13 protein-coding genes, 1 tRNA gene and 1 pseudogene are annotated in these 14,862 nt (G+C 63.6%); 8 read left to right on the top strand and 7 right to left on the bottom strand.

The genetic code is table 11. From position 1 onward, the window contains the following. Positions 1-250 precede the first annotated feature (250 nt). The 3 genes from L8K25_RS19110 to L8K25_RS19120 all read left to right on the top strand — a co-directional run bounded on the left by L8K25_RS19110 (position 251) and on the right by L8K25_RS19120 (position 2,923). Positions 251-784 carry an EF-hand domain-containing protein gene (locus L8K25_RS19110; protein ID WP_242140586.1) on the top strand — a complete coding sequence of 178 codons (534 nt, stop codon included), beginning with the start codon at positions 251-253 and terminating at the stop codon, positions 782-784. 85 nt (positions 785-869) lie between these two features. Further along, on the top strand, positions 870-1,589 hold the full coding sequence (locus L8K25_RS19115; RefSeq protein WP_242140601.1) for a response regulator: 720 nt from the start codon (positions 870-872) through the stop codon (positions 1,587-1,589). Between the two features lie 29 nt (positions 1,590-1,618). Continuing rightward, the gene (locus L8K25_RS19120) at positions 1,619-2,923 is read left to right on the top strand and encodes an ATP-binding protein (protein ID WP_242140602.1); all 1,305 of its coding nucleotides are present in this window, start codon (positions 1,619-1,621) and stop codon (positions 2,921-2,923) included. A gap of 19 nt (positions 2,924-2,942) precedes the next feature. Here L8K25_RS19120 and L8K25_RS19125 read toward each other — a convergent pair whose 3' ends face one another. Beyond that, positions 2,943-4,130, bottom strand: a complete 1,188-nt coding sequence (locus L8K25_RS19125) for a glycosyltransferase (RefSeq protein WP_242140587.1) — start codon at positions 4,128-4,130, stop codon at positions 2,943-2,945. Between the two features lie 391 nt (positions 4,131-4,521). Then, entirely contained in the window at positions 4,522-4,974 is a 453-nt protein-coding gene (locus L8K25_RS19130) for a GreA/GreB family elongation factor (RefSeq protein WP_242140588.1), read from the bottom strand. Positions 4,975-5,087: 113 nt separating this feature from the next. Between L8K25_RS19130 and L8K25_RS19135 the strand changes: the two genes are divergently transcribed. Then, the gene (locus L8K25_RS19135) at positions 5,088-6,941 is read left to right on the top strand and encodes an ABC-F family ATP-binding cassette domain-containing protein (protein ID WP_242140589.1); all 1,854 of its coding nucleotides are present in this window, start codon (positions 5,088-5,090) and stop codon (positions 6,939-6,941) included. Between the two features lie 255 nt (positions 6,942-7,196). On the opposite strand, the gene L8K25_RS19140 is transcribed toward L8K25_RS19135, so the two are convergent. From L8K25_RS19140 to L8K25_RS19160, 5 genes and pseudogenes are all read right to left on the bottom strand, one after another. Continuing rightward, entirely contained in the window at positions 7,197-7,643 is a 447-nt protein-coding gene (locus tag L8K25_RS19140; RefSeq protein WP_242140590.1) for a DUF1810 domain-containing protein, read from the bottom strand. Between the two features lie 55 nt (positions 7,644-7,698). Then, positions 7,699-8,283, bottom strand: coding sequence for a hypothetical protein (locus L8K25_RS19145; protein WP_242140591.1), 585 nt, complete (start codon positions 8,281-8,283; stop codon positions 7,699-7,701). 53 nt (positions 8,284-8,336) lie between these two features. After that, a tRNA-Leu gene (locus tag L8K25_RS19150) sits at positions 8,337-8,421 on the bottom strand. 113 nt (positions 8,422-8,534) lie between these two features. Next, positions 8,535-8,960 (bottom strand): ACT domain-containing protein, encoded by a 426-nt coding sequence (locus L8K25_RS19155; RefSeq protein WP_242140592.1) that lies wholly within the window; start codon positions 8,958-8,960, stop codon positions 8,535-8,537. Positions 8,961-9,030: 70 nt separating this feature from the next. After that, positions 9,031-9,837 (bottom strand): annotated as a pseudogene (locus L8K25_RS19160) (ATP-binding protein); the annotation flags it as partial. 76 nt (positions 9,838-9,913) lie between these two features. Here L8K25_RS19160 and L8K25_RS19165 point away from each other — a divergent pair. The 4 genes from L8K25_RS19165 (at position 9,914) to L8K25_RS19180 (ending at position 14,628) form a co-directional block, all read left to right on the top strand. Continuing rightward, complete coding sequence (locus tag L8K25_RS19165) at positions 9,914-11,587, top strand: Mu transposase C-terminal domain-containing protein (protein WP_277923727.1); 1,674 nt, start codon at positions 9,914-9,916, stop codon at positions 11,585-11,587. Next, entirely contained in the window at positions 11,584-12,495 is a 912-nt protein-coding gene (locus L8K25_RS19170) for a TniB family NTP-binding protein (RefSeq protein WP_347341164.1), read from the top strand. The genes L8K25_RS19165 and L8K25_RS19170 overlap by 4 nt, the downstream gene beginning before the upstream one ends. Beyond that, positions 12,492-13,469, top strand: coding sequence for a TniQ family protein (locus L8K25_RS19175; RefSeq protein ID WP_242140594.1), 978 nt, complete (start codon positions 12,492-12,494; stop codon positions 13,467-13,469). Before L8K25_RS19170 ends, L8K25_RS19175 begins: the two co-directional genes overlap by 4 nt. A 538-nt stretch (positions 13,470-14,007) precedes the next feature. Next, the gene (locus tag L8K25_RS19180; protein ID WP_242140595.1) at positions 14,008-14,628 is read left to right on the top strand and encodes a histidine phosphatase family protein; all 621 of its coding nucleotides are present in this window, start codon (positions 14,008-14,010) and stop codon (positions 14,626-14,628) included. Positions 14,629-14,862 lie beyond the last annotated feature (234 nt).

The following is a 14,862-nucleotide window of genomic DNA, read 5'->3' on the forward strand; positions in this document are numbered from 1 at the left end:
GCGAGAACTGCAAGCCGTTGTTCTGCTCGGCTCTGGGTTCCCGCCTTCGCGGGAAAACAGCAGATGACGAGCCCCTAACTCAACTTTCGCAGGGGCCCGGCCTTCCCCCGGGGCGACGGATTGCCCACGCTCCCGCCCCTCGCGACACTTTGATACAGTTTGGCGGATTGTCGACATAGCTGGGGCACAGCTAGGGTCGATAGCGTCCAACGACGATGCGGCGGGCGGCCCGCCCTGGGAGGAACCGGCAATGCACAAGATGCTTCTCATGGCGAGCGCGCTTCTGGTCGCCGTCCCCTTCGCGGCGAGCGCCCAGCAGGACCCGTCCGCCGTCGGCCAGATGGCGCCGCGCGGCGCGCCGCCCCCCGGCGGCGGACCGATGGCGGGCATGATGCGCGCCGATACCAACGGCGATGGCAAGATCTCGCGCGCCGAGGCGGATGCGCAGGCGAGCCAGCGCTTCGACCGGCTCGACCTCAATCACGACGGGTTCCTCACTGCCGACGAGATGACCGGCCCCGGCGGCCGGATGATGGGCCGTGCGGACGCGGACCACGACGGCAAACTGTCGCGATCCGAATATCTGGTGCAGGCCGGCAACCGTTTCGACCGGATCGACGCCAATCGCGACGGCATGATCACGCCGGACGAAATGAAGGCGTGGATGGATCGTGCGCGCAGCATGATGCAGCGCGGTGGCCGATCCGACCCGGCCGATGCGATCGCACCGCCGCCGGCGCAAGCGCCGTCGCAGTCGCCCCCTTCCACCAAACCGGGCCAGTAACCCCGCGGCCCGGTCGCCGGGCGAGTTCCCCCGCTCGCCCGGCCCTCCCTTCCCTGAGCGGAGCATCATGCTAAACCCCGACCCCATGGGAGATACGCCGCACCTGTTGCTGGTCGACGACGAGCGCTCGATCCGCGAACCGCTCGCCCAATATCTGACGCGACAGGGCTTTCGCGTCACGCAGGCGGGCGACGCCGAAGGCGCGCGCGCGCGGATGAACGCCTATGCGATCGACCTCGTCATCCTCGACATCATGATGCCGGGCGAGGACGGCCTGAGCCTGACGCGCCATATCCGGGAATCGGGCGAGATCCCGGTCATCCTGCTCACCGCGCGGACCGAGGAGACCGACCGGATCGTCGGGCTCGAGATGGGCGCGGACGATTATGTCGTGAAGCCCTTCTCGCCGCGCGAACTCGCGGCGCGGGTCAAGGTGATCCTCCGCCGCGCCGCTGCCGGGGGGACGCGCCAGCACGCACCCGAGGCGGGCTCGTTCGCCTTCGCCGGCTGGGTGCTCAAGTCGGGCGAGCGCACGCTGGTCGACCGCGACGGCGTGTCGGTGCCGCTGTCGACCGGCGAGTACAACCTCCTCCACGCGCTCGTCACGCGCCCGCGCCAGGTGCTGACGCGCGACCAGCTGCTCGACCTGACGCAGGGCCGCGAGGCCGCCGCGTTCGACCGCGCGATCGACAATCAGGTCAGCCGCCTGCGCCGCAAGATCGAAGCCGACCCCAAGGCGCCAGACCTGATCAAGACGGTGTGGGGCGGTGGCTATACGCTCGCCGCCGAGGTGACGCGGCTTTGAAGCTCCTGCCCCGCAGCCTATCGGGGCAGATGGCGTTGCTGATCGCGGTCGCGCTGTTCATTGCGCAGGCGATCAATTTCACCCTGCTGCTGCAGCAGCGCCGCCAGGCGCGGCTCGACCAGGCGACCGGCCCGGTGGTGACGCGGATCGTCGACGCCGAGGAACGGATCGCGGCGGGTCGTCCCCCGAACGACCACAACCGGCGCATTCGCCTCGTCCCCCGCTCGCCGATCGCGCAGGGACAAGACCGCGTCGGCGAGGTCGAGGAGGCGCTGCATGCGGCGTTGATCGAGGCTGGGCTCAAGCCGCAGCGGATCGAAACGCAGGTTCTGCCCATCACCAAGGACGATCCGCGGCTGCGCTATGTCAGCCAGGCGCGGGTGGAGCGGCTGCTGCGCGAAGGGGGCGAGCTGGTCGTCGCGGTCGAGCGGACCGACCATCGCTGGCTCGTGCTGAGCCTGCCCTGGTCCCGCAGCGAATCCTCGATCATCTCGCGTCTGGTTGCCCAAACCCTGATTTTGTACGCGATCGTGCTGGTCCCCCTGTTGTGGGCCGGCCGGCGGATCTCGCGCCCGTTGCGCAGCCTTGCCGAGGCGGCACGCCGCTTCGTCCCGGGCGAAATTGACGTGCCGGTCGCCGAAGGGGGGCCGCAGGACGTGCGCGACACCATCACCGCGTTCAACGCGCTCCGGCTCCGCGTAACGGCGATGCTCGACGAAAAGGACCGGATGCTGGGGGCGATCGGGCATGACCTGCGCACCCCGCTCGCCGCGCTGCGCGTCCGGATCGAGTCGGTCGAGGACGATACCGACCGCGAGAAGATGGCCGAGACGATCGCGGAGATGAACAGCACGCTCGACGACATCCTCTCGCTCGCGCGGCTCGGGCGCCCGAGCGAACCGCCGACCGAGGTCGATCTCGCCGCGCTGGTGGACGCCGTGGTCGAGGATTTCCGCGATCTCGGCAACGACGTGGTGTTCGCGGAAGCCGCCCGGCTACGGATGCGGTTGCGGCCCGGACTGATGCGCCGGGCGGTGCGCAACCTGATCGAGAACGCGCTGAAATATGCCGGTTCGGCCGAGGTGAAGGTGGTCGGCTCTGCGCGATCGGTGGTCATCGCGGTGTGTGATCGCGGCCCCGGCATTCCCCCCGAACGGTTCGGCGACGTGTTCGACGCCTTCACCCGGCTGGAGACCTCGCGCAATCGGGAGACCGGGGGGATCGGCCTCGGCCTTGCGCTCGCGCGGTCGATCGTGCGCGATGCGGGCGGCGACATCACCCTCGAAAACCGCGACGGCGGCGGGCTGGTCGCGCGGATCACGCTGCCACGGTAACAGCGCCTTACAGGGTGCCTTACAGGGCGCGCTGCGGCTTGAACGGAAGCCGCAGGGTGAATTCCCGCGCGATATCGGCCGCGCGCCGCGCATGCATCGCGCTATGGGTATGCGGCGCGATCCGCTCGCGCGCGTTCAGCCCATAAGTCAGCCCCGCAGAAGGATCGGCGATAGCTTGCGTCATCGTCTCGGCGAGCTGGTCGCAATCATCGGGCTGGACGATCCAGCCGTAGCGCTGATGCGTCACGAACCCGACGTTGCCCGAGGTCGCGGAGGCAATGACGGGAACCCCGCGCGCAAAGGCATCGACGATGATGCGCGGCTGTTCGTCGGACAGGGTGGGGACGATGACCGCTGCGTAGCGATCGAGCGTTTCGTAGAAGGCCGGTCCGTATGGCACTGGCGCGAGGACCTGGACTCGCTGGGGGTGGCGCTCGGCGACGGCCCGACAGGCATCGCGCAGATCCCCATCGCCCATGATATCGACCGCTGCGTCGCTCCGCTCGATCGCTTGCAACAGGACGTTCACGCCCTTTTCCGCCGTCAGGCGGCCAGCGTACAACAACCGTTGCTCCGCCCGGACTCCCCGCGCGGTGATCGCTGCATGAGACAGGATCGAGGAATCATCGATCCAGCTCGCTGGGGAAACGGTCTTGAACCCATGCGCCGAACGGCCGAGGTCCGTTGCATAGGCTTCCGTCGTGAAAAAGCTTGCCGACGCCAGCCGGATGCAAAACCGGTTGATGGTCTCGAACAGGCCGGCCTTGGCACGCGCCCACGGGCTGCTTTTGCCGGAGGCGGCCCGCCAGAAGCTCGATTCGACGACGATGACCAGAAAGCGGCGCCGAAGCCATGCGATCGGCACCGCGACCCAGCCGATCGGAAACGGCCAGCCGGCCACGCCGGTATGAATGATCTCGTGGCGACCGACCGCGTTCCAGATCGCCGCGACCAACTGGGGTATCCGCAACACGCTCGAATAGCCCAGCGGCCTGACACCCACGATCGAAAGACGAGAATCGGAGCAGGCAAGCCAGTCTTGCGGCGGCGGACCTTCGCGAACCGGACACAGCAGGGTCAACGCATCGATATTGGCCAGATGCAGCATCAGGTCCTTGTGCCACAGGGGTTCCGCCCAGTAGCGCCCGCCCCATTTCACCAGTTCGATATTGAGGACCAACAAATACGGCTGTTTAATCAAGACCATCGATAAGGCCCGTGATGCGTTTGTGGCGATCGGTGAGGTTACGCTGGCACACTGTTTTCGCCCCCTGCCATCATGCCCATCCACCCCTTAGCCATTATCAAGACACGATATTGATATCGTGATCCGTCAGACGGCGTGGCACTATTCGGGAAGCCCGACCTCATCAATTCGTACGGTTACCTGTCGTCCTTGTAAAGTTACGATCCTTGACGAGTCATCCATGACCATGGATCACCGACACCTATTGTATCTAATTGTCCAATAAACCTAGCTATTACGAGACAAGCTGTGAAATTCCGATGAACGGGTAAACACGCCGTTCGAACAGCACCTGGTCCCGTCACGGGCTGCATTTTCGTTTACGCTGCGCCAACTCCGCATGGGGCGCGACTCAGCGAACCCGGACGATCTCGATCGCATCGGCCTTCCCGCCGAATTCCACACACTCGCCCACCTCCGCGCCGATCAAGGCGCGCGCCAGCGGGGCCTGGAAGCCGATCCGGCCCTCCGCCGGCTCCGCTTCGTCGCCGCCGACGATCTCGACCGTCCGCTCGCTTCCCCCGAGCAGGAACGTGACCCGGCTGCCGATCGCAATCTCTCCCGGTTCGGGCGCCGGCACGACTTCCGCGGTGGTCTGGCGCGTGTGCCAATACCGCTGCTCGCGCAGCAAGGCCGGCCGATCCTCCGCGGCGGCCTGCGCCAGCGCGGCATCGAGCCGCACGACCTGGGCATCGATCAGCGCGAGCCCGCGCGGGGTGACCAGATTGGGCCCCGGCGCGATCGGCCGCTCGAACTTGGGTTCGAGATGTTCGTCATCGCTCTCGCGGCGAAACGCTACGCTCATTGTTCGGTCCTCATAGGGGCTTCATCCGGCCGTCGGCCGCGAATGTCCACCAACGCGCCGTCCCCCGGAACAGACCCTTGGGTGCGGCGCAACATTCTGCTACGCGGTCGCGCATGCTGAACATCAACAGTATCACGGTGCGCCTCGGCGGGCGCGCCATTCTCGACGGCGCGAGCGCGGCCTTGCCGCCGAAGAGTCGCGTCGGCCTGATCGGACGCAACGGCGCGGGCAAGTCCACGCTGATGAAGGTCATGATCGGCCAGCTCGAACCCGATCTCGGCGAGATCGAGATGCCGCGCGGCACCCGCATCGGCTATATCGCGCAGGAAGCGCCCTCGGGGACGACCACGCCGATCGAGCAGGTTCTCGCCGCCGATACCGAGCGCGCGGAACTGCTGGTCGAGGCCGAGACGAGCCAGGACCCCAACCGCGTCGGCGAAATCCACGAACGCCTGATCGCGATCGACGCTTATACCGCCCCGGCCCGCGCCGCGCGGATTCTCGTCGGCCTCGGGTTCGACGAGGAAATGCAGGGACGTCCGCTCGACAGCTATTCGGGCGGCTGGAAGATGCGCGTCGCGCTCGCCTCACTGCTCTTCTCCGAACCCGATCTGCTGCTGCTCGACGAGCCGTCGAACCATCTCGATCTCGAAGCGACTTTGTGGCTCGAGAATTTCCTCAAATCCTATCCCGCGATGATGGTCGTCATCAGCCACGAGCGCGATCTGCTCAACAACGTGGTCGACACGATCCTCCATCTCGAGGGCGGCAAGGTCCATCTCTACACCGGCGGCTACGACAGTTTCGAGCGCCAGCGTGCCGAGCGGGTCGCGCAGCTCGCCGCCGCCAAGGCCGCGCAGGATACGCAACGCGCCAAGCTCAGCGAATATATCGCCAAGAACAGCGCGCGCGCCTCGACCGCGAAACAGGCGCAGAGCCGCCAGAAGATGCTCGCCAAGATGCAGCCGATCGCCTCGATGGCGGAGGATCCGACGCTGTCGTTCGAATTCCCGTCGCCAGAGGAATTGCGCCCGCCGCTGATCACGCTCGACATGGCTGCGGTTGGTTATGCCGAAAAGCCGATCCTCCAGCGGCTCAACCTCCGCCTCGACCCGGACGATCGCGTCGCGCTGTTGGGGCGCAACGGCAACGGCAAGACCACCCTCGCCCGCCTGCTCGCCGCGCAATTGCCGACGATGGACGGCGAGATGAACGCCAGCGGCAAGATGCGCGTCGGCTATTTCACCCAGTATCAGGTCGAGGAACTCGACGGCGACGACACCCCGCTCGAACATATGACTCGGATGATGTCGGGCAAGACCCCCGGCGCGGTCCGCGCGCAGCTCGGGCGGTTCGGTTTCTCGGGCGTCAAGGCGACCCAGAAGGTCGGCAAGCTCTCGGGCGGCGAGCGCGCGCGGCTGGCGCTCGCGCTGATCACGCGTGATGCGCCGCACATGTTGATCCTCGATGAGCCGACGAACCATCTCGACGTCGATGCACGCGAAGCGTTGGTACAGGCGCTCAACGCCTATGACGGCGCGGTGATTCTCGTCAGCCACGATCGCCACATGGTCGAGCTCACCGCCGACCGGCTGGTGCTGGTCGATGGCGGCACCGCGAAGGAATATGCGGGCAGCATGGAGGATTATATCGCCTTCGTGCTCGCCGGAGACGGCGGCGGCGAAGGGGCGAAGACCAAGGCGGTCAAGAAGGACGACAAGCCGCAGATCTCCGCCGCAGCGGTCGCGCTCCAGAAGAAGGCGCATGAAGCCGAGGCGTTGGTCGCCAAGCTGACCAAGCAGTTGAACGCCGTGGACCGCGCGATGGCGGATCCGTCGACGGCGGAAGCGTGGCTGTCGCGGATGAACGCGGCCGAACTCGCCAAGCAGCGTGCGCAGATCAGCAAGAAGCTCGATACCGCGGAAGCGGTGTGGTTCCAGGTCAGCGAGTCGCTGGAGACGGCGTGACGCGCTGACCGGGCCTTCGCTTCGCCCGTGTCGTAACCCCGGTCTCGGCTCCATCCCCCGTGTTCCTGCGAAAGCAGGAACCCAGGGTTACGCAGACCAACGCCGCCTGGCTCATGCGACTCCTGGGCTCCTGCCTGCGCAGGAGCACGTTGGGGCTTTCTCGAAAGGCATTGCTAGAAGCCGGGGTCCGCTGCGGCCTCCCGTTCGCTACCAGCGGTCGTTGCCGACATCCCTCGAACAGAACCGCTGGAGGGCTCACCCACCCCGACCAGTAGCCAGCAACGCCAGCGTCCGCGCATCGCGTTCGCCTACGAACCATCGCTCCAGCGCCGCGCCGAGCATCGGTCCGACCCCCGCCATCTCGACCCCCGCCGCCTCGAACAGCGTCAGCGACGACCGCAATTTCATCGCATCCACGCCGCCGAAGATCTGCTCCGCCGATTTGCCGGTCACCCCCTGCAAGGCCTCCACCGCAGCGAGATAGCGTCCCCCGAGCACCGGATCCGCCAGATACGCACGCGCCTCGTCGAGCGAACCGATCGCGAAATGCCGTGCGGTCGGGCTGCTGCCCAGCCCGGCGACCTGCGGAAAGACGAACCACATCCAGTGGCTGCGCTTCTGCCCGGCGCGTATCTCGGCGAGCGCGGTGTCATAAACGCCAGACTGCGCCACACGGAATCGGTCGAGATCGAAGTCGGACATGGCGGAATTCCCTCTGCGGTGCCGTCCCCCAACGCGCCGGCGCGCAAACCGTTCGTCAGTCGCCCGGCCCTGCGCGCGCCGCGCGCCAGCGTTTGAGCGCCGCCGCATAGGCCTTGTTCGCCCGGTCGGCGGCATCGCGCAGGTCGGATCGTTCGGCGGCGTGCGTCCGCTCGAGCTCGCGTCGCCGCCGGTCGAGCGCGGCCTGCTCGCGCTCGAGCGCGCGGGTTTCCTCGGCATGGCGCTTCTCGGCGTCCGCGACCGCAGCCTCGGCGGCTTCCAGCGCGGAAGGCGACGGACGGGGGATGACGGGTGCCGGTTTGCGTTCTGGCTTGGCGGCTTTCTTCGCCGTCCTGGCGGCGGGCGGCGGCTCCACCGGGTCTTCCGCCGGATCGGGTCGCTCGACCGCCGGCAACGCCGCGATCTGCGCCGCGGTGGTCCCGCGCGATCGCTTGATCACTACGCCTGGCTGCGCGAGCGGTTCTTCCGTCAGGGCGGGATCGGTGACGATCTCCGCCTGCCTGCGGGCGAACAGGTCGTGCGTCGTGCCCCACGCTTCCAGCGCGGCCTTCTTCGTCGGGGCCGCGACATAGGCGTCGTGGAACCCGATCGGGGTACGAAAGACTTTGAGCGCGCGTGGCATGACGGGAGGCTAGCGATCCCGCACACAAGCGACAATGCGCTCGGCCGGGATGGTGGTGCGGGCGGTCGGAATCGAACCGACACTCCTTGCGGAACCGGATTTTGAGTCCGGCGCGTCTACCAGTTCCACCACGCCCGCACGCAAGCTCCGCTAGCGCAAGCTGCGCGACGCTGCAACACCCTGTTGCGAACCGATCCTGCATCGCGCCGATTTGCCCCCGACGGTGCGATCCGGGGCGTGCCCGCACGGCATCAATCCGGCAACGACGTTGCATCGCGCTGTACGGCCAGGAGCATCTCGACGGCCCGCTGCGCCATCGCCTCCGGCACGAACACGTGGTCGTGATGATAGGCCGCAACCATGTTGCACGGGATCCCCGCATCGGCGAGCGCCCCGGCAACCCCGGCGGTAAGCCCGACCCCGTCCAGCGCGGAATAGACCTCCAGCACGATCCGGGCCATCGGCATCGACAGGTCGAAGCCATGGGCCTGCGCATCCTCGCTGGAGAGGATCAGCGCGGTGCCTTTGTCCTCCCGGAAGATCGCGAGGCTCCGGGACAGCAGCGACGCCGGCACCGTCGCCGCGTCCGTCGTGCAGAAATGGTAGCTGCCCGCCTTGAGCGTGGGCGTCATTCCCGCAAGCATGGCCTGCCGCTCGCGGATGAGGTCCTGTGTCATCGCTTCTCTCCACCACCGCGACGCGACCGTACTGCCCCGTCGCCCGGCCCGTTTCCAGCCTTGGGCGCCCTCAATTGACGGGCGTTCGTCGCCGATAACTCAGCGCCTCGGCAACGTGCAGCCGCGTAACCCCCTCGCCCCCCTCGAGATCCGCGATCGTCCGCGCGGTCCTGAGCACGCGGGTGTAGCCGCGCGCGGACAGCCGCATCGCCTCCGACGCCTGTGCGAGCAGCGCCCGCCCAACATCGTCCGGGGTCGCCACGCGATCGAGCAACGCGCCGTCCGCCTCGGCGTTGGTCCGGCCCCCTTCCTCCGCATAGCGCGCGCGCTGGATCGCGCGCGCGGCGGCGACCCGCGCGGCAACCTCGGCGGACCCTTCGGCGGGCGGCGGCAGGACCAGATCGGCCGCGCGCACCGCCTCCACCTCGACATGCAGGTCGATCCGGTCGAGCAGCGGCCCCGATACCTTCGCCTGGTAATCGACCGCGCACCGCGGCGCGCGCGAACAGGCGAGCGCGGCGTCGCCGAGATGGCCGCAGCGACACGGGTTCATCGCGGCGATCAACTGGACCCGCGCCGGGAAGGTCACATGGGCATTGGCGCGCGCGACGCTGACCGTGCCGGTCTCGAGCGGCTGGCGCAGCGAATCGAGCACGACGCGCTGGAATTCAGGCAACTCATCGAGGAACAGCACGCCGAGATGCGCGAGACTCACCTCGCCCGGCTTGACCTTCAACCCGCCTGTGGATTGCCGCCGAGTCGTTGCAGCAGCTACCGGTTTCTGATCGAATCTGACCGCCCGTTGACTGCATTTTGGGGAGCGATAGGTTGCAGTGGATATCGCTTCGCCCGCCGTCAGCGCCATCGGAGGCAACACCGTGACCGAGTCGCCAAAGCATGAGAAACCGCTCGAAACAGCGGCAAACCCGGAAACTGTCGATGGCGACGACATTATGGCATCACCCACCCGGCTGAGGATCGCGACGCAAAGAAAGCCGGTATTGGACCGGCTACTCGCACTCCCCAAGCGTACGAACCGGGAGGTAAGCCTCGCGGCTGAAGAGCTAAGCTGCTCAGTTCGCACCGTATATACCTTGCTAAAAAGGTACGGCGCGACCCGGAGGCTTGCGGATTTGGCTCCGCGAAGGCGATCCTCGTTGTCGGGTAGGAGCATGGTCGCTCCGCGTGTCGAAGCTGTCATGGCCGAGGTGATCGCTTCCTATCATCTCAGTCGCATGAGGCCCACGGTCACTCAAACGGTATTGGAAATACGTCGGCGGACCCAGCAACTTGGCCTCGCGCTGCCGGATCCAAAGACGATACGGAGACGGATAGCGGCCATCCCGGCAGTGCAAATCGTGCGCTCGCGCGAAGGCGCGAAGCGAGCGCGCGAACAGTTCGGTTTGCTGTCAGGCTCAACGCCCGAGACCACGTTCCCCCTGCAGCGAATCCAGGTCGACCACACGCGCGTCGATCTCATCGTTGTGGATGCGGCCCTACGTCAGCCGCTTGAGCGACCTTGGATAACGGTCGCAATTGACGAATATTCGAGAGCCGTTCTCGGATTTTACCTTTCGCTGGAAGCGCCGTCTTCCACCTCCGTCGGACTCTGCCTAGTACATAGCATCCTGCCAAAAGACGGATGGGCAGCTCGGATTGGCCTTGTCCCGAAGTGGCTTCCCTATGGTCGGCCCGACCAAATCTACACTGACAACGGATCGGACTTTCGATCTGAAGCCGTCGATCTGGGTTGTCGGTCTTGGGGTATGGAGATCGATTTCCGTCCAGGTGGGATGCCCCATTTCGGCGGGATTGTAGAGCGTGTGATCGGTACGGCAATGCGATCTTTGAGGACTTTGCCGGGTGCGACGGGCGGCTCGGTAGCTGAACGCGGTGACGCCAATCCTGCCAAAGATGCGTCACTCACGATGCAAGAGTTGGAACTACTGATCGCAACCTTCATCGCAAGCCATTACCATTGCAGCGTTCATAGCCACCATGGAATGACGCCGAACGCGAGGTGGCAGGCGGGCATCTTCGGAAATCAGCAGCAGGCAGGTAGGGGTATCCCAACGCCGATCAGTGACCCTGCAAGACTTCTAATAGACTTTCTACCAATAGAGCGACGATCAGTTAACCGCCGAGGGATCAAATGGGGTGGCGTCCTATATATGGATGACATTCTCATACCTTATCTCGATGACAGGGGGCGAAGAAAATTCGTTGTTCGCCGTGACCCCCGCGACGTATCTCGCATTTGGTTTCTCTGCCCTGACGACAATGTATATTATCCGGTGCGTTCACGCGACATATCCCGCCCAAGTATCACAGCGTGGGAATTAGAAAATGCTCGCAAGCACCTGCGCGCCAATGGGCAACGTGGTTACGACGAAACAGCTCTGTTTCGTGCCGCCGAACTTCAACGAGAGATAGTCGCGAAATCGCTAGAGGCGCGCAAAGCTTCGCGAAAAAGCCGGCTCGCGAGGGAGCGTCAAACTGGCGCGAAAACCAACCGATTATATTCGGCATCCCATCCTGAAGCTCATGAACCGGCCTCGGCTTCGCCTTGGCGTCGTATTATTGACGATGATCTGGAAGCTGGCGAATTTTATGAGGTCGATGAGTGACCGGCAGCGCTCGCGAACTGACGACGACCGCTCGGGATCTTCTCGGCTGCTCTGACAATGAGCGGATCAGCTCCCTCGCTCGTGAGCCGTTCGTGTCCTATGGGACCGCAAAACGTATTCTGACCCGCATGGACGCTCTTTTGCGAAGTCCGAGGTCACATCGGCCTGCAAGTATGCTCATCGCTGGGGCCACGAATAACGGAAAAACCATGCTCGTGCGACGCTTCACCGACGCCAATCCCGCAGTCCATGATGATGAAGCTGACGCGGTAAGCTGCTCGGTGCTTTATATTCAAATGCCGCCGACCCCTGACGCCCGGCAATTTTATCTCGCCATCCTCGAAAAGCTAAATGTACCGACACAAAGGACGGCAGTGTTAAGCCATGTTCAATCACAAACGCTCAGAATATGCCGGATTGTAGGCCTCAAAGTTCTTGTTATTGATGAGATTCACAATATCCACGGCGGCAGGATCGAGCAACAAAGGCACTTTTTAAATCTTCTTCGCTATATTTCTAATGAGCTTGAAATTCACATCATAGGATGTGGCCTGCCATCAGCCTTGAGGGCATTGCAATCCGACGAACAGCTCACCAATCGCTTCGAACATTGGCCCCTCCCGATATGGCGTAGCGATAAATCCTGTAGAGTGCTGCTCAACACGATCGAATCCACATTGCCGCTCCAACGACAATCGAGCTTGTCGGAAACGGAAACGATGGAGCGCATTTTAGGCCTCTCCGGCGGAACGATCGGTGAGATAGCTCGCCTAATCAGAGAAGCCGCTGCGGCAGCGATACGGGCAGGAGCGGAGCGAATCGACACTGATCTATTGGATAGTCTGGGATGGGTGGCTCCCGACGATAGACGGAAAGCGGCCGAGGCCGTTTTGGGCCATCGTAGTTGACCGCAACCTCGCTTCTCCCTTGGCGACCGAAGCCCAAAACCAACGAGCTATTCTCGTCATGGCTACGACGCCTAGCGCTCGGAAATAGCGAAAAAATTCAGACGTTCTGCCACCTACTGTGGCCGGGCCGGCAACTCTGGAACAGAGACACCGATGCCATTGCCCCTGCCGAAATCCTTTTGTCGCTCGCCTCGCGAACAGGGCGGAATATATCGGTTCTGGAGAAAACGACGCTTCGCGCGTTCGAAGGCGTCGTATTCGAGGAGGTGCGCGTTAAAGTAGCAACCCGTTCGGTGCTGCCGCTTGGGGTGTATCATCGAACCCGGCGGTTGGGCGGTCAGCAGTGGTGCCCTGCCTGCCTGGAGGAGGATGCACAGCCCTACTATCGCCTAGACTGGCGGCTAGCATTCTCAACTTCTTGCTCGAAGCACGGTGTAATCCTTCACGACCGATGTCCGAGCTGCGGAGAGCCGGCGGTACCCCATCGGGGTGTGGACCCACAGTGTCACTTGTGCGGGTTTGATCGCCGCATGTCGCCAGTTGCCGTGGCAGATTCGAGAGCGCTACAGCTCGAACACGCCATGCGCGCCGTAGCTTATGGCACTGGAACACCGCCGCCGCCGCTTCGCGATCTTCATCCTTTGGCGTATTTCGATCTGACAAGGCAGGTGTTCAGCATCGTGTCCTCGAATCCCCGCTCGTCGCGTCTACGGGAAACGGTTTGCCGATATTTCGGCGGCGATCCTTCGCCCCCCTCCCGCGCGATTAAGAGCGCAGCCTTTGAAAATCTTTCGACGGCCGATCGACACCGGACGGTCGCGATCGGCGCGCGCTTGTTGGACGGATGGCCGTTTAATTTTGTCGGTCTATGCGCAGAGGCCGGGATGTGGAAAAGTTGGGCTATGCGAGGGGATCAAAGACACATCCCATTCGCGTACGCGCGGCCTGTCGAAACCTTCTTACAGCCGCGGTGAATGGTCGACATCAGGTAAGGCGCGTTTTACCGCTCGAACGATCGCGGCCCTTACGTTCGGACGTTTGCTGTTTGAGCGACGCAGAGTATGTTCGCAGCACGTCTTGCATTATTGATATGGCGGGCGCGCCAGACTCATCTGCGCTTAATAGCATTGCAGCTATTGTAACCTCGAACGGCGAGACCCCGAATTCCATTTCGAGGACATTCAACATTACGGATAGGCGGCCCATCACCGCATCCGTTTTGGAAATATCGAGCACACCGGCCTCCCAAGCAATCGCAGAGGCTCCGGCTAAAGCCGGGTGTTCGTAACCCCGCACGTAGCACAAGGCGCTGCCGCCTTTGGGCGGGCCTTGGACATACGCGGCAGCCACCCGGCCGAGAAACTCGACCGGACTACGCCTTTAACGGGGTTACGACGCCCCGCGGACGGGATTTACCGCGCCGCGCCGCACAGATCGCAGAAGCAGACTCTATGGGCAATGGCTGAATGTATGTAAGATTGGCACATTAGCTTCAAAGAGGTGCATCCCAACGTGAAAGCGACGTTTGTACGGCACGGGCAGAGCACAGCAAACGCGGGAAACCCTAGCAACGATCTAGCATCGATCGAGCTAACGGAGCTTGGCTGGCAGCAAGCGAACGCGGTCGCCAAAGCGTGGGAGGAAAATCCCACTCTTATAATCACCTCACCATTCCTCCGCACTCAGCAAACAGCGGCACCTACGATCGTGCGCTTCCCCGACGTTCCAGTTGAAGTTTGGCCGATCGAAGAATTTACGTACCTTCAACCTTCTCGATGGAATGGTACCCTTAGCTCTGCGAGGGCAGCCTATGTGGAGGGTTTCTGGAGTACCGCTGACCCCACGTATTGCGACGGAGAAGGCGCAGAAAGTTTCGCAACCCTCCTTCGCCGCGCCGAAGCAACGCTTGATAGGCTTTCGGCCTTATCGCCTGATGCACTGGCTTACATTTTTAGTCATGGCCAATTTATCCAGGCCGTCCGCACTGTCATCAACGACAATGGTTTTGACGACAAAGGCAAGATGGAGCGCTTTTGGCAAAAAGGCGCCCCGCCCGCGATTAGCAATGCACAAGGTGTTTCCTTCATTTTCAAATCGAGTATTTGGAACGAACATGAAAAGCGTCAAGACTAGTTCAGAGGAACGCCTCTCCAATGCTTTCTCAAACAGTCAATCCGCCAATCTCGGCTTTCAGCCGCTAAAATTTGGCGGGGCTTAGGTGAGAACGATCTTGAAAGCGGAGTCGGTTCGGTCGACCGCGCCCCACACTCGCAACCGGAAATCCAATGCGTAGTTCTTGCCCACCGGTAGTGCTTCTGTGAAAACACGGAGAAAGTTAGGGTCGAACTGTCTGATATTGGTTGAGGT

Origin of the sequence: Sphingomonas sp. TREG-RG-20F-R18-01 (assembly GCF_022662475.1) — a bacterium.
GTDB lineage: Bacteria > Pseudomonadota > Alphaproteobacteria > Sphingomonadales > Sphingomonadaceae > Sphingomonas.

Coding starts and splice junctions, on each gene's coding strand:
- L8K25_RS19110 (WP_242140586.1), top strand. CDS start 251: ATGCACAAGATGCTTCTCATGGCGAGCGCGCTTCTGGTCGCCGTCCCC.
- L8K25_RS19165 (WP_277923727.1), top strand. CDS start 9,914: ATGGCATCACCCACCCGGCTGAGGATCGCGACGCAAAGAAAGCCGGTA.
- L8K25_RS19125 (WP_242140587.1), bottom strand. CDS start 4,130: ATGGTCTTGATTAAACAGCCGTATTTGTTGGTCCTCAATATCGAACTG.
- L8K25_RS19120 (WP_242140602.1), top strand. CDS start 1,619: ATGGCGTTGCTGATCGCGGTCGCGCTGTTCATTGCGCAGGCGATCAAT.
- L8K25_RS19135 (WP_242140589.1), top strand. CDS start 5,088: ATGCTGAACATCAACAGTATCACGGTGCGCCTCGGCGGGCGCGCCATT.
- L8K25_RS19155 (WP_242140592.1), bottom strand. CDS start 8,960: ATGACACAGGACCTCATCCGCGAGCGGCAGGCCATGCTTGCGGGAATG.
- L8K25_RS19130 (WP_242140588.1), bottom strand. CDS start 4,974: ATGAGCGTAGCGTTTCGCCGCGAGAGCGATGACGAACATCTCGAACCC.
- L8K25_RS19140 (WP_242140590.1), bottom strand. CDS start 7,643: ATGTCCGACTTCGATCTCGACCGATTCCGTGTGGCGCAGTCTGGCGTT.
- L8K25_RS19115 (WP_242140601.1), top strand. CDS start 870: ATGGGAGATACGCCGCACCTGTTGCTGGTCGACGACGAGCGCTCGATC.
- L8K25_RS19145 (WP_242140591.1), bottom strand. CDS start 8,283: ATGCCACGCGCGCTCAAAGTCTTTCGTACCCCGATCGGGTTCCACGAC.